This is a genomic window from Bradyrhizobium sp. sGM-13 (genome assembly GCF_018398875.1).
Lineage (GTDB): Bacteria > Pseudomonadota > Alphaproteobacteria > Rhizobiales > Xanthobacteraceae > Bradyrhizobium.
Genome location: NZ_JAGWDK010000023.1, coordinates 1 through 24,430 on the forward strand (window position 1 = coordinate 1; position 24,430 = coordinate 24,430).

Below are 24,430 nucleotides of genomic sequence, written 5' to 3' on the forward strand. Positions count from 1 at the left end.
GGGCGATCCCGCTACCGGAGGCATCCAAAGCCATGTGAAATGGCGTGGTCCCGAGAACGCGTGCCATCTCCACATCGGCAGGCCGGTGGCCATTTGGCTCACTGTCCCGGTGCGTCTCGGACGCGGCCCGCAGATTGTTCGACTGATCGCGTATGGTTTGCTTGCTCATCGACTTGTGCTCACGTTGTGGCGCCAGGCGTCAGAACCAATGAAGCGCGACACTGCTGCTTCTGTGCTCCAACAATGACGGCAACCGCCGCCTGACGGAATCGTGCAGCAGGTTTGGTCTGGCAGGTTCGGCGGATAGATTGACCTGTACCTTGGGATAGTATCGGCGGGAGCCGTGCCGTATGGACGTGCCCGACGTTCTACCGGGGGAGTCCCGCCAAGGTCGTTGGCGGGCTTCCTAAATCTCGCTAATCGCCGGACCTGCCTGTCGCATCAGCGCTCCGCGACCCCGATTAGACGTAGGCCGCGGTAGTGGCGCTCATGCCCGGCGAGGTAGGTGGGATCGTCGGAGAAAACCCGCGCGCGCAGACTATCGATCGTGAGGCGGTAGCCCCCCATCGCCTCGCACCATGAGTCGAGCGACCTTCGTCCCTCCTCGATCCGGCCCGCAAGGGCAAGCGAGGCAGCGAGAAAAGTCGCACAATAGACCAAGCTGGGAGCAAGGTCGGTGGCTCGCACGAAATGCGGAATTGCGAGCTCGTCGCGCCCATGCCAGAAGTCGTATTGGCCTAAGAAATGATGCCACAGGCCGACGCCGCGGTCGCGCGGACTAAGCGCAATCGCATGCTGGATTGGTGCCCGCATTTCCTCAAGACGGCCCATCAGGAAATGGACATGGCCTGTATAGGCAAGGGCCTCGGCGTCACATGGATCGAGCGACAAGGCCCGACCGAAAGCGATCAGCGCCGCGTCGAAGCGGCGCTGACACTCCCGCACGTAGCCACGGCAAAACCAGGCTCGAGGCCAGTCCGGCGCTCGCGCGACCGCCCGCGTCGCCAGTTCGTCGGCCTGCCGCAGCTCGTCACGATCCGCAAGATCACGACTTTGCGCAGTGGCCCTTATGTTCTCTGCGACAATCGTGTAGGCCGACCCCGCCAGAGCCGACGCGTTCGATGGGTCGGCGAGGAGCGCGCGGTCGAACCATCGCCTTGCCTCGGCGAGATCCTGGGGGACCCACAGCTCGCGATTTAGGGCGCTCCAACCGCGCAAGGCGCTGTGCTGCGCGCCAGCGGTGTGCGACGCCTCTTCGGATGGGCCCTGGGCGGCTTCCCGATCCACTAGTTCCATGATCACCGCGCGTGCCAGCCGGCCTGAAATCTCTCCCTCCATCGGGCTGAGGCCGATGTGCCGGTGCTGGAACCGATCCGCCCAGATGGTCGCTCCGGTGGCGGCATCATCGATCATGGCAATGACCTGGACCCCGCCCTCCACTGACCGGATGGACGTGCGCAGGACATAGCGGGCGTCGCCTCCGCCGATGACCACCGCATCGGGCACGCGCGAGAGCTGCACCATGAGATGCCGCCTGACCTCGACTCCAAGCGATTGAGACTGCTCGTCGTCGAGCAGGCTTTGGACGGGTGGTATCAGAATGGAAATGCCTCGGGACTCTAGCTGTCTGCCGACGTGAACCGTCGATCCGCTGGGCACACTGCTCCCCTCGGCCTGCGCGACCGCGACGGGCATGACGAAGCGATAACCGCGACCATGCTCGGTTCGAATGTAGTTGTCGGCCTCCCTCCCGTCGCGGAGCACGCGGCGAAGGGCCGCCATGTGCACGGTGAGGTTATTCTCCGCGACGACCCGGTCACCCCAACCTGCGTGCAGCAGATCGTCCTTGGTGACGAGTTCGCCCGCTCGCCTCAGCATGAGCAACAGGAGTTCCGTTGCCCGGGTGTTGAGCGGCACCAATTCGCCTTGCTTTTCCAGGCGGCGGCTTAGAGCGTGAAACGCGAAAGGCCCAAAGGCGAAGCTGGAGGGTGCCTCCATGAATACCGAACTGATTAGCAGATTTTAGGAATCTATAGCAATGCATCGCGGCTGCATCAACGGAAATCGGCGCCGGTGAGCTCGAACCCATCCCGAGACGGAGAGTGTAAGATGCGAATGATCGAAAATGATGTGCGGATCAGGTCCATGGTGCGTCAGGATATGCCCGAGCTGCTGCGGCTGATGGAGGGCATCGTCAAGTTCGAGCGCGGCACAGACTTCCGACTCACTGAGGCCGAACTGCTGCATCGCGGCTTCGGCGAACGTCCTGAATTCGGCGCCTTCGTCGCCGACCGTGGCGACAGCATGCTCGCCGGCATGGCCGTGCACTACGAGATTCCTCTCATGCACACGCTGCGGCCGCTGCTCATGATGAAGTGGCTTTTCGTGGACCCGGATGTGCGCGGCCGCGGGATCGGCCGACGACTAATGGGGCGCATGGCCCGCCATGCGATGGATACAGGGCACGAAAGGTTCTGCTGGTTCGTGCTGAAGGATAACGCACCAGCCCAGGCTTTCTACAGGGGCGTCGACGCGACCCCCGATCCGGACTGGGATCGCTGGCAATTGGGAGCGGAGGCGATCGCCCACTTGGCCGCCGATGGCGAGGGCGTGAACTCATCAACGCTATGAGTACGCGCTCTAAGTTCAGCCCCTGACCCAACAAGCGGTCAGTAGTCCCAGAAGACCGGTACCCAACGAAAAACGTCGCCGTCGACCGCCACCCGGCCGACGGACGTATTCTTCTGGACCGGCGATCTCGCAACTGCCGAAGAGCTCGCAGATCGACTAAATTAGTGGCACACGCCCAATCCCACTCCTTGGGTCCCTATCTCCACGTCGGACACGCCTACAAAGCCACGTTGGACATCCGCCGCGGCAAGGTGGGGTGGAAACGCTTCAGGAGTGCCTGAAGCACTGCCCGCGCTCGGCGCTCAACGACATTGCTGCACAGTCCCGCTCGCCGCGCGTTCGAGATCTCGCCTGTGGGCTTGGCATCGGCCATGATGACGTGGTCATCCGTCACATCGGCGCGTCGCTGCGGGAAGGGTTGCGTCGGCCGGCTGAGATCAACCAGCTCTTCGTCGATCACATGATGCTCGCGCTCACCGCACACGTCGCGCAGACCTATGGCAAAATGCGGCGCATCACCGAATTGCCCCGCGGCGGTCTTGCGCCGTGGCAGGCGAGGCAGGCCTGTACAAGGCTCGAGTCCAACCTCAGCGGAAAGCTCTCATTGCAACAGATCGCGGCCGAGTTTGGCCTCTCGGTCAGCCATTTTTTCGCGAGCATTTCGCATCTCCACCGGCCTGCCGCCGCACCAATGGCTGCTTCGTCAGCGGGTGATGGCGGCCAAGCAGATGATGACCATCCGCGATCTGCCGTTGTCCGAGATTGCGATGTCTGTCGGGTTTGCCATCAGAGCCACTTTACGCGGGTGTTTACCTCCGTGATCGGCGTCAGCCCGGGAGCGTGGCGTCGCGAAATGCTGGGCGCACCGGAAAGCGAAACGTGATCGGAGCCACTGAAGCGGCCTCGTTCGCTCAGCGACGGCTTGTCTGCGAGATAGTCTAGGCGGCGCGGCGGGCCGCAAACATCTCGTCCAGCGGATGACCGATGCCTTCGGCCAGTGAAGACGGGCTCGTCGCACGCATCGTTTGCTTCAACACCGGTGATCACGATCGTTCCCTGGCAAAGCTGGCACGTGCCTTTGGCGGAAGGCCGGCTACCCACTTCATAGCGGCGACAATGGATGCCGGGCTGGCAGGGCCGCGCGGGAACTTGGACAGGACGGGACCTCGGGTTCGAATGTTGGTGCACGGTTCTGGCCCAGGACGGCATGGGGCGTCTTTCCCGAATCCCCCATGCCTTGTCCGATTCTGCGACAAAGCTTGCCGATGGCACCTTCCCCGATGGGTTGCCGTCACGTTGCGGATAATTGCCTGGTGAGGATGATTCGACGCTTGGTAATTTTACCACTCGCGTGAAAAGAATGCCCATAAGCTATTGATAAAACGAACATCTTACTGATGCCGCAATTCGGCAACATTGTGATATGAATGCATCAGTCCGCAATTGGCGGGCCATAGCCTTTCAGCTCACCGAATTGCCGGAATGACCACCGCAGAGACTAGCTCGGCACCATCATTCGATCCATCGCTTACCGAATCCGGAGGAGGGATCCTGCGGAAGTGGGTGGCGCCGTTTGCGGTCGCCGTTGCGCTGCTGTCGGCATTTCTGACCTTCATCGTCCTGGCCGGTCTGACGCCGATCGAGCCGACGCGCCAGGTTGTCTATTCGTTCCTGCTGATCAATGCAGCGACCACACTTCTGCTGGTCGCAATCATCGCCCGCGAAGTCTGGCTGGTGATCCAGGCGCGGCGGCGCGGCCGGGCCGCGGCACGGCTGCACGTTCAGATCGTCAGCCTGTTCTCCATCATCGCCGTGCTGCCGGCCGTACTCGTCGCGATCGTCGCCAACGTGACCATCGACCGCGGCCTCGACCGGCTGTTCTCGGGTCCGACACGCGAGGTCATAGAGAACTCGCTGACCGTTGCCCGTGCCTACATGCAGGAGCACGCAAGGCTTATCCGTGGCGACATCCTGGGTATGACGGAAGATATTGCCCGTGCGCGGCCATTGTATGATCAGGACCGGCGGTCGTTTCAGGAACTGCTGACCGCGAATGCGGCCGCGCGAAACCTGCCGGCCGCGATGCTGGTTGACAAGAATGGCAACATCCTGGTCACGGCGAAGACCGGAATCCAGCAGGAATTCACGACACCGCCGCAGGATTTTCTCAGCAACGTCAATGAAGATGAGCCGCCGATCGCGGTCTTTCCCGAAGCCAACTATGTGGCCGCGGTGATCCGGTTACGCGCCTTTGACGATACTTTCCTCTACGTGGCACGCCTGCTCGATCCGCGTGTGATCAGCCAGCTCAAGCAGACCGAGGCCAGCGTCGCCGAATATGCCCAGATCGAAGCCCGCCGACTCGGCATTCAGGTCGCCTTCGCGCTGATGTTTGCGGTGATTGCGCTGACCATTCTGATGGCGTCGGTGCTGATCGGGCTGAATTTCGCCAACTGGCTGGTGGCGCCGATCCGCAATCTAATGAGCGCGGCCAACATCGTTTCGACCGGCGATCTGCACGTCCAGGTGCCGGTCCATAAATCTGAGGGTGATCTCGCCCAACTCGGCGAGACCTTCAACAAGATGACGGCCGAATTGCGCACCCAGCGCGACGAGTTGGTCAGCGCCTCGGAGCTGATCGACAGCCGACGCCGCTTCATCGAGGCAGTGCTGTCGTCGGCCAGCGCCGGTATCATCGGCGTCGACGCTTCGGGCAGCGTCGGCATCCTCAATCGCTCGGCCGAGAAACTGATCGGCCATGCGGAATCGGAGACCTTGGACCATCCGCTGTCGGACGTGCTGCCCGAGCTCGACGACATGATGAAGACCGCGCGTGAGGGGACGCAGCGCCTGGTGCAAGGCCAGATCACGATCACCCGCGACGGCCACGAGCGCAACCTGTCGGTCCGCGTCAGCGCCGAGCAGACCAGCCACTCGCGCGACAGCTACATCATCACGCTCGATGACATCACGGAGCTCGTCTCCGCGCAACGTACCTCGGCATGGGGCGACGTGGCGCGCCGCATCGCCCATGAGATCAAGAATCCGCTGACGCCGATCCAGCTTTCGGCCGAACGCATCCGCCGCAAATTCGGCAAGGTCATCATCGAAGACAAGAACATCTTCGAACAATGTACCGAAACCATCGTGCGACAGGTCGACGACATCAGGCGGATGGTTGATGAATTCTCCCGCTTCGCGCGGATGCCAAAGCCGGTCATGGAGGGCGAGGACGTCGCCGATACCGTGCGGCAGGCAGTATTCCTGATGAAGGTCGGACATCCCGATCTCGATATCGAGGCCGATATCAAGCAGGATCCGATGCGCGCGCAGTTCGACCGCCGGCTGATCTCGCAGGCGCTGACCAACATCATCAAGAACGCGACGGAGGCGATCGAGCAGGTGCCGCCGGAAGAACTCGGCAAGGGACGCATCGACGTCATCGCCGCGCGCGAAAACGACGACATCGTGATCGACGTGATCGACAACGGTATCGGCCTGCCGAAAGTAAGCCGCGCGCGGTTGCTGGAGCCCTATGTGACGACGCGCCAGAAGGGCACCGGTCTCGGGCTCGCCATCGTCGGCCGCGTGCTGGAAGACCATGGCGGCCGTATCGAGCTCAAGGACGCCTCCGATTTCCGCCCCGAACAGCGCGGCGCCTGGATGCGGCTGCGGTTCGCCGTATCCGGCCATGCGCCGAAGCAACCGGCTCCAGAGGCAAAACCACAGATTGACGAAACCAATGAGGCGGCATCCGCGACCAATGATGAACAAAAACCGAAGCCGCAACGGGCAACTGACAAGGCAGGTGTAACCCATGGCCAGTGACATTCTGATTGTCGACGACGAAGCCGATATTCGTGACCTCGTTGCGGGCATCCTCGAAGACGAAGGCTTCAATACCCGTACAGCGCGCGACAGCGATTCGGCGTTGGCCGAGGTCGCCAACCGCCGCCCGCATCTGGTGTTTCTCGATATCTGGCTGCAGGGCTCCAAGCTCGACGGCCTGCAACTGCTCGAGCAAATCAAGAAGGAGCACGCCGACGTTCCGGTGGTGATGATCTCAGGCCACGGCAACATCGAGACGGCGGTGGCGGCGATCAAGCGGGGCGCCTATGACTTCATCGAAAAGCCGTTCAAGTCCGACCGGCTGATCCTTGTGGCGACGCGGGCGCTGGAGACCTCGCGCCTCAAGCGCGAAGTGAAGGAACTCAAGCAACTGGCTCCCACCGCGAGCGTTCTCACCGGACGCTCCGCCTGCATGAACCAGTTACGCCAGACCATCGACCGCGCGGCCAAGGCCAACAGCCGTATCCTGATCGTCGGCCCCTCCGGTTCGGGCAAAGAACTGGCGGCGCGCACGCTGCACAACGCATCGAGCCGTGCAGAAGGCCCGTTCGTCGTCATCAACGCCGCGGCGATCACCCCGGAGCGGATGGAAGTCGAGCTCTTCGGCATCGAGCAGACGAACGGCGAGCAACCGCGCAAGCCTGGCGCGTTGGAAGAGGCGCACGGCGGCACGCTGTTCATCGACGAAATCGCCGACATGCCGCGCGAAACCCAGAACAAGATCCTGCGCGTGCTGGTCGATCAGACCTTTCAACGCTCGGGAGGCGCTGCCAAGATTCATGTCGATGTCCGAATCATCTCCTCGACCGCGCGCAATCTGGAGGAGGAGATCGCGGAAGGGCGATTCCGGGAGGATCTCTACCATCGATTGTCAGTGGTGCCGATCCGTGTTCCCCCGCTGTCGGAACGCCGCGAGGATATCCCCGAACTGATCGATTATTTCATGGACCAGATATCGGCGGCGACGGGCTTGCCGAAGCGGCAGATCGGCCAGGATGCAATGGCGGTATTGCAGTCCCACGTCTGGCCCGGCAACGTCCGCCAGCTCCGGAACAACGTCGAGCGCGTCATGATTCTGGCCGGCGGCGGCCCCGAAGCGATCATCACAGCCGATATGCTGCCTCAGGACGTCGGCTCGATGGTACCGGCGATGCCGACCAGCAACAATGGCGAGCACATCATGGGTTTGCCGCTGCGCGAGGCGCGGGAAGTGTTCGAGCGTGACTACCTGATCGCGCAGATCAGCCGTTTCTCGGGCAATATTTCGCGTACGGCCGAATTCGTCGGCATGGAGCGTTCAGCGCTCCACCGCAAGCTCAAGGCACTGGGTGTTGGCTAGGCTGATTGAAGCGCGTATGCGATACGGATCGAACGCACCCCCAACCCAATGGCATCTCTCCGATCCATGCATCTGCTTGGGAATATTTATCTCTTTCCGGACACTTGCGGAGAATGGCCACTGGGTTCCGCGCCGGTGGCGCCCGAACCGGCTTGCCTAATAACCGCGCGTACCCTCTAATCGTGCTGTCGAGCCGACCGGAGGGGGATCTCAGGGTAGGCCGGCAGGTCGGGGCAGGTTCCGTGAGAGAGCAACAACCGGCTTAATAAAAAGAAGCACAAGACGGCGGGACAAAAACAATGGCGGCAGACCGCGCACAAAATCTACAAGACACCTTCCTAAATCACGTTCGTAAAACAAAAACGCCATTGACGATCTTTCTGGTCAACGGAGTAAAGCTGCAGGGGATAGTCACCTGGTTCGACAATTTCTGCTTGCTGCTTCGGCGCGACGGCCACTCGCAGCTAGTCTACAAGCATGCGATCTCGACCATCATGCCCGGCGCTCCGATCCAGTTGTTCGAGGGCGGTGAGGATGCTCCGGCTTGAGAGTGAACTGATTGGAACCCTTCGACCGTGAAGGGAGCGCCGACCGTCCGCGGTCGGCGGGGGCCAAACAAAGCGGGCGGGTGATCGTCATCGGCCCATATTTGCGAATGCGCCGCGGCGATGCCGATGCGCAGGCGAACGAGGCTGCGCGCGATTTCGAGGGCCGGCTCGAGGAAGCCACGGGTCTGGCGCGCGCCATCGACCTCACGATCGCCGACGCGCTGATTGCGCCAGTGACCCAGATCCGTCCAGCGACTTACCTCGGCAAGGGAAAGGTCGAGGAGATCACGGGCCTGATCGCGGGCCATGATATCGAGCTGGTGGTAATGGATTGCGCGTTGTCGCCGATCCAGCAGCGCAACCTCGAGAAGGCTTGGAACACCAAGGTGCTCGACCGCACCGGGCTGATTTTGGAAATTTTCGGCCGCCGCGCCAAAACCAAGGAAGGCGCGCTGCAGGTCGAGCTCGCGCACCTGAACTATCAGCGCAGCCGTCTGGTGCGGTCCTGGACCCATCTGGAGCGCCAGCGCGGCGGTTTCGGCTTCATGGGCGGCCCCGGCGAGACCCAGATCGAGGCCGACCGCCGCCTGATCGGCGACCGCATCACGCGGCTGGAAAATGAACTGAAGAAGGTGCAGGCGACGCGGCGGCTGCACCGCGCCGGCCGGCAGCGGGTGCCGTATCGCGTGGTTGCGCTGGTCGGCTACACCAATGCTGGCAAATCGACCCTGTTCAACCGGCTTACACGTGCCGACGTGCAGGCGGCCGACATGCTGTTTGCGACGCTGGATCCGACCTTGCGCGCGCTGAGCCTGCCGCATGGCGGCAAGGCGATGCTCTCGGACACCGTCGGTTTCATCTCCAACCTGCCGACGCAGCTCGTCGCCGCCTTCCGCGCCACACTGGAAGAGGTACTCGAGGCCGATATCATCCTCCACGTGCGCGACATCTCGCATGAAGACGCGGAGGCGCAGGAGCGCGACGTTGATGCCGTGCTGCGTCAGCTCGGCATCGATCCGGATGCCGGCGCACGTATCCTCGAGGTCTGGAATAAGATCGATCGCTTCGATCCCGAAGAACGCGAGAACCTGCGCAACATCGCCGCGCGTCGCCCGCCGGAACGGCCGTGCTTCCTGGTCTCCGCCGCGTCAGGCGAGGGGATCGATGCGTTGCTGACCGCGATCGAGGATCGCCTGGCGGCGACGCGTACGACGCTCGACCTCTCCATCGACGCTTCCGATGGCGCCGGCATCAGTTGGCTGCATCGCAATGCCGAAGTGCTCAACAAGGAGCTCCGCGACGGACGCTTCGACATGACGGTGCGCGTCGACGAGACCAAGCGCGATATCGTTGTGTCGCGGTTTGATGCCGTTCCGCGGGTGGCATAATTGTCGCGCGAACGTGCACCTTATCTTCGATCACTCCGCGCTGAGGCTGCGGCTGGCTGTTCCGCATCCTTGGCTTCATTCCACAATGCATCCATTTCGGCGAGTGTTGCGTCCTCGAGCGAACGGCCTTTGGCCGCCAGTACGCGCTCGATATAGGCAAAACGGCGCTCGAACTTGGCGTTGGTGCCGCGCAGCGCGGTTTCGGGATCAGCGCCGACATGCCGCGCCAGATTGACCAAGGCGAACAGGAGATCGCCGGTTTCGGCCGCGAGTTCGTCAGGCTTGCCGTTGTCCAGGGCTGCTTCGATCTCGTCAGCCTCCTCGCGAATCTTGTGCAGCACCGCGCGGGGATCGTTCCAGTCGAAGCCGACGGTGGAGGCCTTGCGCTGCAATTCCATCGCGCGCGTCAGCGCCGGCTGGCCGGCCTTGACGGTTGCGAGCAGCGATCTGTGCGTGGTCTCCTCCGGCGGCCGCCGCGCCGCGCGCTCGGCCTTTTCCTCAGCCTTTATGCGTTCCCACGCGCTCTTGACGCCCGCGGGAGCGATGTTGCCGTCCTTGTCGGCGAACACATGCGGATGACGGCGTATCAGCTTGCCTGTGATCGCCTCGACCACGTCGCCGAAGCTAAAGGCGTTTTGCTCTTCCGCCATGCGGGCGTGATAAACGACCTGCAGCAGGAGATCGCCGAGTTCCTCGCGGAGATCATCGAGATCGCCGCGTGTGATCGCGTCGGCCACCTCGTAGGCTTCTTCGATGGTGTAGGGCGCGATCGTCGCAAAGTTCTGTTCGAGGTCCCACGGGCAGCCCGTGACCGGCGTGCGCAGCGCCGCCATGATCTCGATGAGGCGGGAAATATCGCGGGAAGGGGTCATGGGATTTCCGTCGCTTGGAGGGGCAGGTCGCTTTATGCCGCAAGCGGTCGACCGATCCCAGCGGAAGAGGCTAAAGTCGAGGCAATTTCCACCGGTTGGCCTTGGGGAGCGGGAGTGCTAATTGCCCATCATGAGCGACCAATCACCGTCCGAAACCGCGCTGGTGCTGTTTTCCGGCGGGCAGGATTCCACTACCTGCCTGGCTTGGGCCTTGCGGCGCTTTGCGCGCGTCGAAATGCTCGGCTTCAGCTACGGCCAGCGCCACGCCATCGAGCTCGAGTGCCGCGACCGGCTGCTGTCGGGCTTAAGGTCGTTGCGGCCGGATTGGGCGACAAAACTCGGCGAGAGCCACACGCTGGAGATCCCGACGCTTGCAGAGATTTCCGATACCGCGCTGACCCGCGATGTCGCGATCGAGATGGGCGCTGACGGCTTACCCAACACCTTCGTGCCAGGCCGTAACCTAGTGTTTCTCACCTTCGCCGCGGCGCTGGCGTACCGGCGTGGCATCCGCCACATCGTCGGCGGCATGTGCGAGACCGATTACTCCGGCTATCCAGACTGCCGCGACGAAACCATCAAGGCGCTGCAGTCCGCGCTCAATCTCGGCATGGCGAAGAATTTTGAGCTGCATACGCCGCTGATGTGGCTCGACAAGGCATCCACCTGGAAACTCGCGCACGAGCTTGGCGGGGCAGGGCTGGTCGACCTGATCCGCGAGCACTCTCACACCTGCTATCTCGGCGAGCGCGGCGCGCAGCACGATTGGGGCTATGGCTGCGGCGAATGCCCGGCTTGTACGCTGCGGGCGAAGGGCTGGCGGGAATATGCGGCGCTGGCCTAACGAGTAAAGTCCGCCGGCGTGAGTTCGATCGGCGTCCCGTGCGGGGTGCGGTCGGCGGCGTGGTCCCAGGCGTCACGGTAGCGATGCAGGACATCTGACGTTGTGACGCCCTTGGCGGCGACGAGCGTTTCCAGCGTTGCGAGCCAGTGCCGGTAATAGGTCTCGCCCGTATCTGGATCGCCTTCGGCCTGCGCGAGCTTGATTTGCGCACCCAGCGTCTCCGCCCATTCCTTCCAGGTGAAGACGCCGGCCTCATGCAACGCCAGCGCCATCGCAAAGGCGCGCGCTTCCCATGGCTCGCGAAACACCGGGCCGTCTTCATCGCGCGGCACGCCGGGAACGGCGACCGCGGCGCGCATGGCCTGTTGCGGGGTCAAATCCATCACGCGCGCTCCAGATAGGATTCCCAGGCGTCGACGGAGACGCTGAGCGTCGGGTCGCCGTCCTTGCCCCACAATTCCGGTCCGTCGAAACGCACGGTGTAGAGCCATTGCGGGTCTTCGCCCTGGCCGAGCGAGTTGGTGTCGGGGAAGACGTGGCAGCCGTGATTGAGCTCGATCGTGCCGAGATGGCCACGGACATATTGTGGCAGCCGCGTATGCGTCACCGGATGGATGTTCTTCATTCGCACGGTCTCGCCGACCGCAAACATCGCGGGCGCTTTCGGCTCGCGCTCGGTCGGGCCGCCGCGGCGGATCGCCGGCGTGACCTCAATTGGAGCGATCGGCTTGACGCCGGGCTTAGGCGGCGACAGCACTTTGCCCGCCTCGATTTCCTCGCGCGTCACCAGCCCGCGCTCGATCATCAGCGTTTCCAGCCCGGCCAGCCATAGTTCGAAATAGCTCTTGCTGAGGTAATCATCGGGCGACCGGTTCTCGCGCGCAAACCGCGACATATCGATATTCCAGCCGCCGGGGCGTGCCATGGCAACAGTCAGCGCAAAGGCCCGACGCTCCCAGTCAGCATGAAACACCGGCTCGTTCGGCTCAGGGACGACAGGCCCAAAACCCTTGGCGCCGCCCATGTCATGCGCGCCGTCCATTAGGCAGCCTCGCCGGGCTGCTTGGGCAGGCCGGTGCCGATCATGCTGTCGCGGGTGACGAGTTCGGCGAGCTGTTGTTCGCTCCAGCCATCGGTGCCCTCAGGGCGCATCGGCAGCACGAGGTAACGGATTTCGGCGGTGGAATCCCACACCCGGATTTTGGTGGTGTCCGGCAGTGTCACACCGAAATCCCTGAGCACGCCACGCGGATCGGATACGGCGCGGGAGCGATAGGGTGCGGATTTGTACCAGACTGGCGGAAGCCCCAGCACGGGGTGCGGATAGCAGGAGCACAGTGTGCACACGACCATGTTGTGCTGCTCGGGCGTGTTCTCTACGACGACCATGTGCTCGCCCTGGCGGCCGGAATAGTCGAGCTCGGCAATCGCAGCCGTCGCGTCCTTCATCAGCCGTTCGCGGTAGCCGGGATCGCTCCATGCCTTGGCGACCACGCGAACGCCGTTGCGCGGTCCGATCTTCTTCTCGTAAAGATCTATCAGGAGGTCGAGCGCGGCCGGATCGACATAGCCCTTTTCGGTCAAGATCGATTCCAGTGCGCGCACGCGCAGCTCGGTCTCCGAGAGTTCGGAGTGGTCGTGGTGGTGATGATGGCCGTGGTTGTCGTGGTCATGGTCGCTCATGGCGTCAGGATAGGCGCAAAATCCGGGCTATGTCGAGGCAGGGAATCCGCCCCTTAAGCCGGCTGCAGCCGCTCGCGTGATCGCGACGGCAGTGGCGGGAACGTCAACGCGATCGCCATTGCGGCAAGACCTACGCTGAGCGCGCCGATGTAAAGCCAGCGATAGTCGTGGAAGGTGTCGAAGATCATGCCGCCGGCCCACGGCCCGAACGCCATGCCAAGGCTCGATACCATCGTCGCGGCGCCGAACACCGTTCCCATGATACGGGGGCCGAAATATTCGCGCGCCAGCACGGCATAAAGCGGCATCACGCCGCCATAGGCCGTTCCGAACACGATCGCGAGCGCGTAGAACTCGCCGAGTTTGCTGACGTAGAGATAGGTTCCAATCGCCAGCGCCTGCACCAGGAGGCCGCAGACCAGCACCCGCTTGGCGCCCAGCCGATCGGCGAGGATGCCGAGTAGGAGACGCCCGCCGAGCCCCGACAGGCCTTCGACGCTGTAGATGCTGACCGCGGTCATGGCCGGGATGCCGCAAAGCATCGCGTAGCTGACCATGTGGAAGATCGGCCCGGAATGCGCGGCGCAGCATGCGAAGAAGGTCAGCGCCAGCACCAGGAATTGGGGCGAGCGAAGCGCACCCGCAACAGACCATCCCGCCCCCGGATCGTTGCCAGCGAGCGACGCCGGCAAGGCGGATGGCCTCACTGCCGGGGGTTGCCGGACCAGCAGCGCGGCCGGTATCAGCAAGGCCCACGCCATCAAGCCCACGATCATCATTGCGGTGCGCCAATCGTAGGTCGAGATCAACCAGCGCGCGAACGGCGAGATCGTCATTGGCGCCACGCCCATGCCTGCGGACACCAGCGAGACGGCAAGGCTGCGGTTGTTCTCGAACCACACAGCCGCGGCGGCGATCATAGGCGCGAAGAAGGCGCCCGCGGCGAGGCCGACGAGAATGCCGTAGGTGAGCTGGAATTCGAACAGGGAGGTCGCGCGGCTGGCAAGAAACAGGCCCGAACCCAGGAGCAGGGCGCCGCAGAGGACGACCGGACGCGTGCCAAACCTGTCGCTGGCCGCGCCCCAGGCAAACCCGGCAATGCCCATAGTCAGAAAATCGATGGTCATCGCACCCGAAATTCCGGCGCGCGACCATCCCGTTTCCGTCGATATCGGTTCCAGATAAACGGCGAGCGAGAACATGGCGCCGATGCCGACGCATGTCATCAATGCACCCATGCCGACGATCACCCAGCGATATGATGGTCCCATCTGCAAAATGCTCCTTGTTCGCCCCGATCCGCGCCAAGCGGATGCGATGGTTTCGCGAACAAGACGAACCGGAATGGACGAAGGATTCAGGTTCGCCGGAATTATTTCTGGTCTAAGCTTTCGGAAAAGACCGATAGGGAGCGATGGATTGACCGGGTTTGTGACGATTGAAAAAGGCCTCGGGCCCGACGGCCGTATCGCTGTCGTGCGCTTCGACCGCGGCGACGGCATCAACGCATTGTCGCCGGAGGCGCTGCGCCAGCTCACCGACGCCGCCCGCAGTTTTGAAAACGACGGCGCGACCTCGGTCGTGGTGCTGACCGGCGGCGCAAAGTCGTTCAGTGCCGGCTTTGATCTCAAGGACCCCGAGGGACGTTCGCGCAAGACCATGGACCTCGGAGCCTTGCGCCGGCACTTGAAGCTCGGGCCGCGGCTAACCCGGGCGTGGCAGGACATGGAGCAGATCACGATCGGCGCCATCGAGGGCTTTTGCGTCGGCGGCGGCGTGGCGCTGGCGGTTGCGCTGGATTTCCGGGTGATGGCCCGCGATGCCCATATGCGCGTGCCCGAAATCGGCCTCGGCATGAATATGAGCTGGCAGAGCGTGCCGCGCATGCTGCACCTGATGGGACCGGCCCGCACCAAGCAGGCCGTAATCCTGGCCGACCAGCGCATCACCGCGGCCGAGGCTTACGAATGGCGCCTGGTGGAGGAGGTCGCTGATCCCGGCAAGGCTTTCGACGCAGCGATGGCGCTCGCCAATAAAATAGCTGCTCAGCCGCCGTTATCCGTCGCGATGACCAAGCTGACCGTCAATCGCCTTGCGCATGCGCTCGATGATCTCGCCAGCCACATGGACGTCGACCAGTTTGCGCTGGCGAGCATGACCGAGGACCACAAGGAAGGCGTCGCGGCGTTTCTGGAGCGACGCAAGCCGAAGTTCAGGGGGAAATAGCGCGGTATGGCCGTGTTAGCCGGATTTGCCGCGACAACCAGTGGGATTGCCACACCCAAAAATATATCGCAGCATCCTTCAATTGCATGATCGAAATCAAAACAGGATGGGCTAATTGCCCCTTGCAACCTGCGAGCATTGCGTGCCTTGCGGGAGCTTAGATTGTACACCGCCGTTATTGGCGAGCCCACATATGGAGAAGGCCTAATGAAAACCGTACAAGCGATGCTCGCCGAAGCCGATGCTGAAGTCCCGCGTATCAGTCCCGATGAAGCCAAGGGATTGCTGGGGAGGGCCGATGTGGTTTTCCTCGACGTTCGGGAGCCGGCGGAAGTTACTGCCTCTGGAAAAGTTCCGGGTGCCGTCGCCATACCGCGCGGCCTCGTGGAGTTCAAGGCGGATCCTGCCTCAGCGATGCATGATAAGGCCTTCGATCGGACCAAGACGGTTATTGCTTACTGCGCATCCGGCGGGCGTTCCGCGCTGGTGGGAAAGACGCTGAAGGATATGGGTTACGGCAACGTACGCAATCTCGGCGGCTTCAAAGGCTGGTTGGACGCAGGCGGAGACGTCGAAAAGGGCTGAGGTTCAAGCCAACATTCGCGCACGACCGCGCATCGCGCGACGGTCGTCGCAACCTGACTTCAAAAGCACCTCACCGCGCCACTGCGCTGCCGCCAATATTCCAGCCGCGGCTGCCTTCACCGAATATCTCGTAGCCGGTTGCGGTCACTGCAACCGTGTCCTCCAGCTTAATGAAGCCACGGCGCGGGTGCTTCATCGTCGTTTCGATCGATACCACCATGCCGGGCTCCAAGGGCCGGCGCGCGTCCGGGTCATCGTAGGGAATAGGGCCGTTGGCCGTCAGGCGAGGGGCCTCGTGGGTGACTAGCCCCATGCCGTGCGCCAGGAAGTCGGTGCAGTCGTGCTGACTGGACTGCGCGAGCCGCTTTTCCGCCGCGGCATAGATTTCGCCGCCCATCGCGCCCGGCCGCACCGCGGCGAACGCGACCCGCTGGATGGCTTCGATTTCGGCCAGCAGGTCCTTGAGCTCGCTGTCCGGTTCGCCCAGCACAGCCATCCGCGCGAGGTCGCCAATATAGCCGTGATAGTTGCCGCCGGAATCCAGCGACAGCACGTCGCCGGTTTCCCAGCGCTGGGCGGAAGGCGCGCGGTTGTGGCTGGCGCCGCAGGCGAGCAGGCAATACTCGAAAGTCAATCCGCGCTTGACCTCTGCGATCCTCAGTGCGTCGAAAAGCTGCTGCTTGGTGGTGCCCGGGCCGTGGTTTGCGATCACCTCGTCCATGGATTCGATCACCAATTCCGAGGCCTTTTTCAGCTTGGCCAGCTCCGCCGGCGACTTCACGGCACGCAGGCGCTCGAGCACCAACAGCGCATCCTTGATCTCGCTATCGGGCAGGGCGTCCGAAAGGGCCTTGCCGGCATCCATCGGCATAAACGGCATTTCGACGCCGATGCGCTTCATCGGTACGCCCGCGCTCTTGATCAGGCCTGCCGCCAGCGAAGCAGCATCCAACGAGCCGTTGCCCTCGGTGCGAACTTGCGGAACCCAAAGTGGCGCCACGGTCCGCTGGTGCGTTTCCAGCCGGTGCCCGATATAGGCCGCCTTGTCGGGCGCGCCCTTCGGGTAGATCAGGACGGGCAAGTACCGGGTGACGCCGAGCGCGTCCATGTAGTCGAAGAAGATCGCGCGCTCCGCGTCGAGCAGGTATTGGACATTGTGCTTCGACGTCGCGACCAGGATATCGAGTCCAGCCGCTTCCATAAGGGAGTCGAGCTTGGCGGTGTCAAATGGAATGGCGCGAGGTTCGGTCGGGCGACTGACGTGTTCTTGCATGATGAGGACCTCCGTTGCGGCCGGCTTGAACCAACCGGCCTCGGGGCTTTGTGTTTCGCCTGGAGCCGCATTGTGAGTGGGAAGCGGGGTTCCTACCAGCGGTGAAATCGGCGAGCTCCAATGCAGATTGACGAACGCTGGCTGTCGTTTCCGGCTGCGTCTGAGCCTCGATCGCGAAAACGCTAGGGAGCCGTTAGTTTCCCCGAGAAACGCCGCCCAAGTGACGCCTGCGCCTAGGTACGAACGCGCCGGCTGCCATAGTGCGGATGCCTTCCGCCGCGCTGACGCCAATACCGGTGTTTCGTCGGGTTCATATTCGTATTTGGCGTGGCACTCTTGGGGGCGGATGCGCCGGTATCCTTTTGGCGCGGACACGCCGGTGTCAGTCGATTGAGCCAGGGACAGATTTGAAGGTGCAGCGACCGCCACCAATCCGCTCATGATCAAAGCGCCGCATACGGCCCGGGTGTTCATGCCCGCCTCCATGTGATCAAGAACTAAAATTCAGAACGAAATAGCTCGAGCTGCCAAATCCGTAGTTTAGCAGCGCGAGCCTCTTCTAGTGCCTTAAGCTGTTTCCTCGACTCACGCCGCCTTGCTTAGCTCGGCCGTGAGCCTCTTCTCCGCATCGGTTGAGAGGGAAGTTCGAAGGACGCGCGGCTTGAATGGTTCGATCTCCGGCAGCACCTTGTCTTCGGTGACTTTCCTGAAGAGCACAAAGAGCGCGGAGGATCCTTCCGGAATCGTCTCTCCGAGCTTCTTGATGAAGTCGTCACGGATTCCGAAGTCGGTGAGAGAGCCTGATAAAGCGCCCATGCCGGCACCGGCAATTGCACCGAGCGCCATTCCGGCGAGTGGATTCAGGAAGAGCAGACCGACAAGCGCGCCCCACAAGGCGCCGGTGGTCCCGCCGGTGGCCGCGCCAACTTTCGTTAGGCTGACGGCTTGCTTGAGGTAGACTTTACCGCCCTTCTCGCGTTCAACGACGCAAGCATCTTCGAGATCGATGAGGTACTCCTTCTGCAGAGACCGCAGCTTGTTGAGCACCTCATCTGCGGTGTGCAGTCCATCAAAGCCGAGAACGACCAGATCGCTCATTGTGCTCTCCTTTCGTAGACAGGTTTCAATATCGGCATGCTTTGTCTGTGACGTCCAAGTCCTCGATCTACCAAGTCCTGGACCCACGTTTGCTGGCGCAGCAGAGTGGCGGGCCCGCCGAGGAATTGCCGCCACTCATTTTGCGATGGCGCCGGGCACAAGGCACGCGACTGGCGGGACGACAAGCGCTGCCAGTCCCGGCAAGAGACGAGTCCAACGCCTTCGATCAGAAGCGCCTGCTTCTGGCGGCAACTCTGGTCCTGCTTTCGAAGCCAACAACAACTTGAGAGCCTATTGGTGCTCAAGCCTCGCCTTGAGCGTGCCTTCACGATGCGGTGAACGTTGCCGATCTGATAGACGGACCAGCGACAGCTCAATCAGCTCGCGAGGCTGAGCGCGCGCTTGCTTTTGTGGCGGGCCGCAAGCGCGCTAACTAGATGTTGCCGGGCAGCGTGCCCACAACCAAAATGCCAAAGCCGTTTCGTTTTTCCGCCTCAACTCAGCCGATAACCGAAAACGGCATGCCAGCCTTGCTTTGGATACCGCGCCACGGGCGAGGGGTAGTGATCGGCGGTTGTAGAGGTCCGGTTTTGGCGCAAATCGGCCATCCCGAACATCGGCGGCGTCCGGCGCGGGAGGTGCTACGAGATCGAAATGATCTCAAGTTTTTGACCTGATGCGTCGACCTCATCACCAACGGCTTTGCCCATCAGCAGCCTTGCTACTGGTGACACGAAGGAAATGGATCCTGCCTTAGGATCTGCCTCGTCCTCCCCCACGATACGATATTTTTGTACGCGTCCATCGTCGCGTCTGAAGGTCACCGTGCTCCCGAAGGCGACAGTGTCAGTCGACGTCGGATTGGGGATGACCTGAGCCGTCCGAACTCTCGCCGCAAAGTAGCGCATATCGCGCAGCGGGATTGCCGCTTGCCGCCGTCGTTCATTAACGTCCTCGATCTTCTGCGCCGTCTCATAAGCCTCGCGGGCCTGGTGGAGTTCAGATTCCAGAGCCTGCAATCCCGCTTCCGTAACAAGATTCGGATGAGGTGAAACCGGGCGGTCGGGAAGCAAAGTCTCCGACGCAGTTTCGGCACTGTCTTCCTTGGCGAAGGCAACGCTCAAGCTCGGAACTCCTTTTAGGCATGGTAATGTCTGAGTGCGCGCTCGACCGTCGCATCATAGAGCCGAATTGCTGCAGCCTAGCTCGGCCGGCAGTTCCTCGGCATTGGGGTCGCCCGGTGCCGTGGCCCAGGCCAGTTCGACGAGCGTCACGATCCGCCGACCGGCACCGTCAAGCTGGCAAACAATGAGGCCCTGCTCCTCGATGTAGGTCAGCAGACGCCGTGCACGGCGCAACGAATGTGAGCCGTAGGCGCGCGCAATCGCTGCATCGCCCGGGCAGGGCCAACCTTCCTTCGCGGCGCGGGCGATCATCATGAAGACGCCCTGCATATCCTCCGGCAGAAGTGAGGCGCGGACCGAGACATCCTGCCACCCGTCATCCTCTGCCATATCGGAGCTGAGCCCGGCGCGGGCGCGTGTCAGCATGCGACGGAAGTCACCTAGGTCCGGCACGGCCGAACCGAGGCCCTCTATTCGGCAGCGGACCACGAACTCCTGATAGAGCACGCCGACGGCACGGAATCCGGCCTCGGGTTCCGCCATGATGGCGCGCAGAATACGGTCCACTCGTTCACGCCGCTCAACCAGCTCCTCAGCGCTGAGTGGCTGCTCCACCGCCTCGGGACGGATCTCCAGCGCCGCTGACTTCGCCGCCATGAGCTGGGCGAGGAGGTCTGGCGGCGACCGACGCTGGGCCCGATTGTTCTCGGGCGGCGGCGCCGCCAGGATGATGGCGCGTGCGTCAAGTGTCGCTTCCGGCAGAGGCATCAGGCGCGGGGTCGCGTTGCGCGGCGTGGTATCGGTTGGACCAATACGCAGCCCTAGCGGACGGCGGGAGAGGGCCGGTCCCAGCGCCATGAACTGTCCACGCTCCAGATCCCGGAAGGCCTCTGCCTGCCGCCGTTCCATGCCCAGAAGATCGGCGGCGCGCGCCATGTCGATATCCAGAAAAGTTCGGCCCATGAGGAAATTGGACGCCTCGGCCGCGACGTTCTTGGCGAGCTTCGCCAGTCGCTGGGTGGCGATAACCCCGGCAAGTCCGCGTTTGCGGCCGCGGCACATCAGGTTCGTCATGGCGGCGAGCGAGAGTTTGCGCGCCTCGTCCGAAACCTCGCCGGCGACTGCCGGTGCGAAGAGCTGCGCCTCATCCACCACCACCAGCATAGGATACCAGTGGTCGCGGACCACTTCGAAAAGCCCGCTAAGAAAGGCGGCGGCGCGCCGCATCTGATTCTCGGCGTCGAGCCCCTCGAGATTGAGCACCGTGGAGACGCGATGGATGCGCGCTCGTTCGCCGGCCACCTGCAGACCCCGCTCGGTATGGTCCTCGGCATCGATCAGGAGGTGGCCGAAACGGTCGGAAAGCGCGACGAAGTCGCCTTCGGGGTCGATGATGGTCTGTTGCACCCAGGGGGCACTCTGTTCCAGCAGCCGGCGTAGCAGATGGGATTTGCCGGAGCCCGAATTGCCTTGGACCAGCAGGCGGGTCGCAAGCAGTTCCTCAAGGTCCAAAGTCGCCGGGGCGCCTGCGGTCGTGTGTCCCATCTCGATCGCAACGGTCATGTATCGACTCAAAGTCTCTCTAGGGAGGCGGGGCTTAACAACCTGATCGCAGCCCGTCGAGCAGCCCATGGCCGATCACTCTGCGTTCTCCACGGTTGGTCGATGCATCAACCCAGATCTCAAAGATCAGGATTTGGTATTCACCCGATTTGCGCGCGACGATAGGGCGTGAAACGCAACAGAGGCGATTGAGCGGAGCAAATCAAACGACAGCTCAGATATCCGTAATTCGCATAAGGTATATTATGGAATATTTATATCTACAATTAGATCAGATATTTAGACGGATATGTTGGCAAATCCAGTCAGCTCTGGCCGGCCATGGCCGTCGTGATCTGCTGCGTCCCGGCCATTCCTATTGCCGACATCTGCTGACGCTGCAATAAGCGCGCGAGCGCGGTGATCCCGTGGACTGCAGGTTCGTGTCTCGGACCTCAAGAACAATAACTCTCAAGGGAGAATGAGATGAGCTTTTCACGACGCACGCTTCTCAAGGCATCCGCTGCGTCAGCGGTTTTGGGCGGCATCGGCGCACCGTTGGTGGCGCGGGCCCAGAGCGCGGAATTTACCTACAAATACGCCAATAATCTTCCGGACGGCCATCCCATGAACGCTCGCGCCAAGGAAATGGCGGCGGCGATCAAGGCCGAGACCAACGGCCGGTTTGACCTGCAGATTTTCCCGAACAACCAGCTCGGTTCCGATACTGACATGCTGAGCCAGATCAGGTCGGGCGGCGTCGAGTTTTTCACGCTCTCGGGACTGATTCTGGCGACGCTGGTGCCGGCGGCGTCCATCAGCGGCATCGGTTTTGCGTTCCCGGATTACGACACGGTCTGGAAGGCCATGGACGGGGGCTTGGGTGCCTATATCCGCGGCGAGATCACCAAGGCCAATCTCGTGGTGATGGACAAGATCTGGGATAACGGCTTCCGCCAGACCACATCCTCGACCAAACCCATTAGCGGCCCGGAGGACCTCAAGGGCTTCAAGATCCGGGTGCCGGTGTCGCCGCTCTGGACCTCCATGTTCAAGGCGTTCGATGCAGCGCCCGCCTCGATCAATTTCAGCGAGGTTTATTCGGCGCTACAGACCAAGATCGTCGAGGGCCAGGAAAACCCGCTGGCGATCATCTCGACCGCAAAACTATACGAAGTGCAGAAGTTCTGCTCGCTGACCAACCACATGTGGGACGGCTTCTGGTTCCTGGCAAACCGCCGCGCCTGGGAAAAGCTGCCTGAGGATGTCAGGACGATCGTCGCCAAGAACATCAACGCGGCGGCCATCAAGGAGCGCGAGGACGTCGCCAAGCTGAACGCCGGGCTGCAGCAGGAACTGGCCGGCAAGGCCCTGACCTTCAACCAGCCCAATGTGACGCCGTTCCGCGACAAGCTGCGCTCGGCCGGCTTCTACGCGGAATGGAAAGGTAAATACGGCGACCAGGCTTGGGAGCTGCTCGAGAAATCCGTGGGCAAGCTGTCCTAAGCGCATGTGAGGGGCCGTCGTGGCTCATGCCGAACTGAGTGAAGTGGTTGGCGGTGAGGTGGCTCAGCCCCCTCGCCGCCGTTCGTTGCTGGCTTCCATCGAACACGCCCTGGGAATGCTGGTCGAGCTTCCCGCAGCGCTGCTGGTCGTCGCCGAAATCATCATCCTGTTTGCCGGCGTGGTGGCGCGCTACGCGCTGCACCGGCCGCTGATCTGGTCTGACGAACTGGCCTCAATCCTGTTCCTGTGGCTCGCCATGCTTGGCGCCGCGGTTGCGTTCCGACGCGCCGAGCATATGCGGATGACGGCGGTCGTCGCCAACGCGAAGCCCGCGATGCGCGCCTATCTCGATCTGGTGGCGACATCAGCCGCCCTGGCGTTTCTTATCCTGATCGCCTGGCCGGCTTATGAATACGCCTACGAGGAAAGCTACATCACCACGCCGGCCCTGCAGGTTCTCAATAGTTGGCGTGCCGCGGCGCTGCCGGTCGGCATTGCCCTGATGGCGCTGTTTGCTTTCCTGCGTCTGGCCCGCGTCGGCAACGTTCGCATGGTGCTGGGCGCGATCCTGTCGGTCGCGCTCGTCATCGGGATATTCTGGCTGCTCAGGGGCTCGCTCAAGCCGCTCGGCAACCTCAATCTGATCATCTTCTTTGTCGGCGTGGCCGGCTTCTGCGTGTTTGCCGGCGTACCGATCGCGTTCGGCTTTGGCTTGGCAACCTATGGCTATCTGGCGCTGACCACGGGCACGCCGCTGATGGTGCTGGTCGGGCGCATGGACGAGGGCATGAGCCACCTCATCCTCCTGTCGGTGCCGCTGTTCGTCTTCCTTGGCCTGCTGATCGAGATGACGGGCATGGCGCGCGCCATGGTGGCGTTCCTCGCAAGCTTGCTCGGTCATGTCCGCGGCGGGCTGCATTACGTGCTGGTCGGGGCGATGTATCTGGTGTCGGGCATCTCCGGCTCCAAGGCCGCTGACATGGCCGCCGTGGCGCCGGTGCTGTTTCCCGAGATGAAGGCGCGCGGCGCCAAGCCGGGCGATCTGGTCGCCCTCCTCTCCGCCACGGGCGCGCAGACCGAGACCATTCCGCCGAGCCTGGTGCTGATCACCATCGGCTCGGTCACGGGCGTATCGATCGCGGCGCTGTTCACCGGCGGCCTGTTGCCGGGCCTGGTGCTGGCAATCACCCTATCGGCGCTCGTGTGGTGGCGTTACCGGAACGAGGATCTGCGGCACGTCACGCGGGCGAGCGTCAACGAGATCGCCCGCGCGTTTGCCATCGCCCTGCCCGCCATCGCGCTGCCGTTCGTGATCCGCTACGCCGTGGTCGAAGGCATCGCGACCGCGACCGAGGTTTCGACCATCGGCATCGTATATGCCTTTGTCGTCGGCTACCTGATTTACGGTCTCTTGATCTACCGCAACTTCGACTGGCGCCGGATCGTGCCAATGTTGGTCGAGACCGCGTGCCTGTCGGGCGCGATCTTGCTGATCATCGGCTGCGCCACCGGCATGGCCTGGGGCCTCACACAGTCCGGCTTTTCGCGGACGCTGGCGGCCGCCATGACCGGCCTGCCTGGTGGCTCGGCGACGTTCATCGCGGTCTCGATCGTAGCCTTTGTGATCCTGGGCAGCGTGCTCGAGGGCATTCCGGCGATCGTGCTGTTTGGGCCGTTATTGTTTCCGATCGCCCGTGCGGTCGGCGTCCACGAGGTCCACTACGCGATGATCGTTATTCTCGCGATGGGTATCGGGCTATTCGCGCCGCCCTTCGGAGTGGGCTATTATGCGGCCTGCGCCATCGGACGCGTCGATCCGGCCGAGGGTATCCGCCCGATCTGGGGTTACCTGCTGGCGCTGATGGTCGGCCTGATTATCGTGGCGATCTTCCCGTGGATTTCCATCGGGTTCTTGTAAGGTC

20 protein-coding genes and 1 pseudogene are annotated in these 24,430 nt (G+C 62.6%); 11 read left to right on the top strand and 10 right to left on the bottom strand.

Annotated features, from left to right (window positions below; genetic code table 11):
• Positions 1-441 precede the first annotated feature (441 nt).
• Positions 442-1,998, bottom strand: a complete 1,557-nt coding sequence (locus KJQ96_RS28045; RefSeq protein WP_213289616.1) for a winged helix-turn-helix domain-containing protein — start codon at positions 1,996-1,998, stop codon at positions 442-444.
• A 111-nt stretch (positions 1,999-2,109) separates the two neighbouring features.
• Here KJQ96_RS28045 and KJQ96_RS28050 point away from each other — a divergent pair, with 111 nt between their 5' ends.
• From KJQ96_RS28050 to hflX, 6 genes and pseudogenes are all read left to right on the top strand, one after another.
• Positions 2,110-2,631, top strand: coding sequence for a GNAT family N-acetyltransferase (locus tag KJQ96_RS28050; RefSeq protein WP_213289617.1), 522 nt, complete (start codon positions 2,110-2,112; stop codon positions 2,629-2,631).
• A gap of 283 nt (positions 2,632-2,914) precedes the next feature.
• A pseudogene (locus tag KJQ96_RS28055) lies at positions 2,915-3,514 on the top strand (helix-turn-helix domain-containing protein); the annotation flags it as partial.
• Positions 3,515-4,113: 599 nt separating this feature from the next.
• Positions 4,114-6,459 carry a PAS domain-containing sensor histidine kinase gene (locus KJQ96_RS28060; RefSeq protein WP_213289618.1) on the top strand — a complete coding sequence of 782 codons (2,346 nt, stop codon included), beginning with the start codon at positions 4,114-4,116 and terminating at the stop codon, positions 6,457-6,459.
• On the top strand, positions 6,449-7,819 hold the full coding sequence (locus KJQ96_RS28065) for a sigma-54 dependent transcriptional regulator (RefSeq protein ID WP_028346102.1): 1,371 nt from the start codon (positions 6,449-6,451) through the stop codon (positions 7,817-7,819). Before KJQ96_RS28060 ends, KJQ96_RS28065 begins: the two co-directional genes overlap by 11 nt.
• A gap of 299 nt (positions 7,820-8,118) precedes the next feature.
• The gene (hfq, locus tag KJQ96_RS28070) at positions 8,119-8,367 is read left to right on the top strand and encodes an RNA chaperone Hfq (RefSeq protein ID WP_006020546.1); all 249 of its coding nucleotides are present in this window, start codon (positions 8,119-8,121) and stop codon (positions 8,365-8,367) included.
• An 11-nt stretch (positions 8,368-8,378) separates the two neighbouring features.
• Entirely contained in the window at positions 8,379-9,755 is a 1,377-nt protein-coding gene (hflX, locus tag KJQ96_RS28075; RefSeq protein ID WP_213289619.1) for a GTPase HflX, read from the top strand.
• Between the two features lie 20 nt (positions 9,756-9,775).
• Here hflX and mazG read toward each other — a convergent pair whose 3' ends face one another.
• Complete coding sequence (mazG, locus tag KJQ96_RS28080; RefSeq protein ID WP_213289620.1) at positions 9,776-10,627, bottom strand: nucleoside triphosphate pyrophosphohydrolase; 852 nt, start codon at positions 10,625-10,627, stop codon at positions 9,776-9,778.
• Between the two features lie 130 nt (positions 10,628-10,757).
• Between mazG and queC the strand changes: the two genes are divergently transcribed.
• Positions 10,758-11,471: a 7-cyano-7-deazaguanine synthase QueC gene (gene queC / locus KJQ96_RS28085; protein WP_213289621.1), complete on the top strand. Its 714-nt coding sequence runs from the start codon at positions 10,758-10,760 to the stop codon at positions 11,469-11,471.
• Here the strand turns inward: queC and KJQ96_RS28090 are convergent.
• The 4 genes from KJQ96_RS28090 to KJQ96_RS28105 are packed head-to-tail and all read right to left on the bottom strand — an operon-like array spanning position 11,468 to position 14,425.
• Positions 11,468-11,854, bottom strand: coding sequence for a nitrile hydratase accessory protein (locus KJQ96_RS28090; RefSeq protein WP_213289698.1), 387 nt, complete (start codon positions 11,852-11,854; stop codon positions 11,468-11,470). The genes queC and KJQ96_RS28090 overlap by 4 nt on opposite strands.
• Positions 11,854-12,513 (bottom strand): nitrile hydratase subunit beta, encoded by a 660-nt coding sequence (gene nthB, locus KJQ96_RS28095; RefSeq protein ID WP_213289622.1) that lies wholly within the window; start codon positions 12,511-12,513, stop codon positions 11,854-11,856. Before nthB ends, KJQ96_RS28090 begins: the two co-directional genes overlap by 1 nt.
• On the bottom strand, positions 12,513-13,154 hold the full coding sequence (nthA, locus tag KJQ96_RS28100) for a nitrile hydratase subunit alpha (RefSeq protein WP_213289623.1): 642 nt from the start codon (positions 13,152-13,154) through the stop codon (positions 12,513-12,515). The genes nthB and nthA overlap by 1 nt, the downstream gene beginning before the upstream one ends.
• A gap of 53 nt (positions 13,155-13,207) precedes the next feature.
• On the bottom strand, positions 13,208-14,425 hold the full coding sequence (locus KJQ96_RS28105) for an MFS transporter (protein WP_213289624.1): 1,218 nt from the start codon (positions 14,423-14,425) through the stop codon (positions 13,208-13,210).
• 148 nt (positions 14,426-14,573) lie between these two features.
• Here KJQ96_RS28105 and KJQ96_RS28110 point away from each other — a divergent pair, with 148 nt between their 5' ends.
• Together KJQ96_RS28110 and KJQ96_RS28115 are read left to right on the top strand one after the other, a co-directional pair.
• On the top strand, positions 14,574-15,380 hold the full coding sequence (locus tag KJQ96_RS28110) for an enoyl-CoA hydratase/isomerase family protein (protein WP_213289625.1): 807 nt from the start codon (positions 14,574-14,576) through the stop codon (positions 15,378-15,380).
• Between the two features lie 162 nt (positions 15,381-15,542).
• Entirely contained in the window at positions 15,543-15,965 is a 423-nt protein-coding gene (locus KJQ96_RS28115; protein WP_375293211.1) for a rhodanese-like domain-containing protein, read from the top strand.
• Between the two features lie 70 nt (positions 15,966-16,035).
• On the opposite strand, the gene KJQ96_RS28120 is transcribed toward KJQ96_RS28115, so the two are convergent.
• From KJQ96_RS28120 to KJQ96_RS28135, 4 genes are all read right to left on the bottom strand, one after another.
• Complete coding sequence (locus KJQ96_RS28120) at positions 16,036-17,238, bottom strand: Xaa-Pro peptidase family protein (RefSeq protein WP_213289626.1); 1,203 nt, start codon at positions 17,236-17,238, stop codon at positions 16,036-16,038.
• A 585-nt stretch (positions 17,239-17,823) separates the two neighbouring features.
• Positions 17,824-18,336 (bottom strand): DUF1269 domain-containing protein, encoded by a 513-nt coding sequence (locus tag KJQ96_RS28125; RefSeq protein ID WP_213289627.1) that lies wholly within the window; start codon positions 18,334-18,336, stop codon positions 17,824-17,826.
• A 641-nt stretch (positions 18,337-18,977) separates the two neighbouring features.
• Positions 18,978-19,460: a transcription elongation factor GreA gene (gene greA, locus KJQ96_RS28130; protein WP_213289628.1), complete on the bottom strand. Its 483-nt coding sequence runs from the start codon at positions 19,458-19,460 to the stop codon at positions 18,978-18,980.
• Positions 19,461-19,514: 54 nt separating this feature from the next.
• Positions 19,515-21,023: an ATP-binding protein gene (locus tag KJQ96_RS28135; RefSeq protein ID WP_213289629.1), complete on the bottom strand. Its 1,509-nt coding sequence runs from the start codon at positions 21,021-21,023 to the stop codon at positions 19,515-19,517.
• Positions 21,024-21,488: 465 nt separating this feature from the next.
• Here KJQ96_RS28135 and KJQ96_RS28140 point away from each other — a divergent pair, with 465 nt between their 5' ends.
• Positions 21,489-22,508 carry a TRAP transporter substrate-binding protein gene (locus tag KJQ96_RS28140; protein ID WP_213289630.1) on the top strand — a complete coding sequence of 340 codons (1,020 nt, stop codon included), beginning with the start codon at positions 21,489-21,491 and terminating at the stop codon, positions 22,506-22,508.
• A gap of 19 nt (positions 22,509-22,527) precedes the next feature.
• The gene (locus KJQ96_RS28145) at positions 22,528-24,426 is read left to right on the top strand and encodes a TRAP transporter large permease subunit (RefSeq protein WP_213289631.1); all 1,899 of its coding nucleotides are present in this window, start codon (positions 22,528-22,530) and stop codon (positions 24,424-24,426) included.
• The last annotated feature ends 4 nt before the right edge of the window (positions 24,427-24,430 follow it).

Bases quoted from the DNA above. Each gene is read 5' to 3' on its own strand.
- nthA (WP_213289623.1), bottom strand. From the start codon at position 13,154: ATGAGCGACCATGACCACGACAACCACGGCCATCATCACCACCACGAC.
- KJQ96_RS28045 (WP_213289616.1), bottom strand. From the start codon at position 1,998: ATGGAGGCACCCTCCAGCTTCGCCTTTGGGCCTTTCGCGTTTCACGCT.
- KJQ96_RS28135 (WP_213289629.1), bottom strand. From the start codon at position 21,023: ATGACCGTTGCGATCGAGATGGGACACACGACCGCAGGCGCCCCGGCG.
- KJQ96_RS28050 (WP_213289617.1), top strand. From the start codon at position 2,110: ATGCGAATGATCGAAAATGATGTGCGGATCAGGTCCATGGTGCGTCAG.
- nthB (WP_213289622.1), bottom strand. From the start codon at position 12,513: ATGGACGGCGCGCATGACATGGGCGGCGCCAAGGGTTTTGGGCCTGTC.
- KJQ96_RS28090 (WP_213289698.1), bottom strand. From the start codon at position 11,854: ATGGATTTGACCCCGCAACAGGCCATGCGCGCCGCGGTCGCCGTTCCC.
- KJQ96_RS28125 (WP_213289627.1), bottom strand. From the start codon at position 18,336: ATGAGCGATCTGGTCGTTCTCGGCTTTGATGGACTGCACACCGCAGAT.
- KJQ96_RS28065 (WP_028346102.1), top strand. From the start codon at position 6,449: ATGGCCAGTGACATTCTGATTGTCGACGACGAAGCCGATATTCGTGAC.
- KJQ96_RS28105 (WP_213289624.1), bottom strand. From the start codon at position 14,425: ATGGGACCATCATATCGCTGGGTGATCGTCGGCATGGGTGCATTGATG.
- KJQ96_RS28140 (WP_213289630.1), top strand. From the start codon at position 21,489: ATGAGCTTTTCACGACGCACGCTTCTCAAGGCATCCGCTGCGTCAGCG.
- hfq (WP_006020546.1), top strand. From the start codon at position 8,119: ATGGCGGCAGACCGCGCACAAAATCTACAAGACACCTTCCTAAATCAC.
- queC (WP_213289621.1), top strand. From the start codon at position 10,758: ATGAGCGACCAATCACCGTCCGAAACCGCGCTGGTGCTGTTTTCCGGC.
- KJQ96_RS28120 (WP_213289626.1), bottom strand. From the start codon at position 17,238: ATGCAAGAACACGTCAGTCGCCCGACCGAACCTCGCGCCATTCCATTT.
- mazG (WP_213289620.1), bottom strand. From the start codon at position 10,627: ATGACCCCTTCCCGCGATATTTCCCGCCTCATCGAGATCATGGCGGCG.
- KJQ96_RS28060 (WP_213289618.1), top strand. From the start codon at position 4,114: ATGACCACCGCAGAGACTAGCTCGGCACCATCATTCGATCCATCGCTT.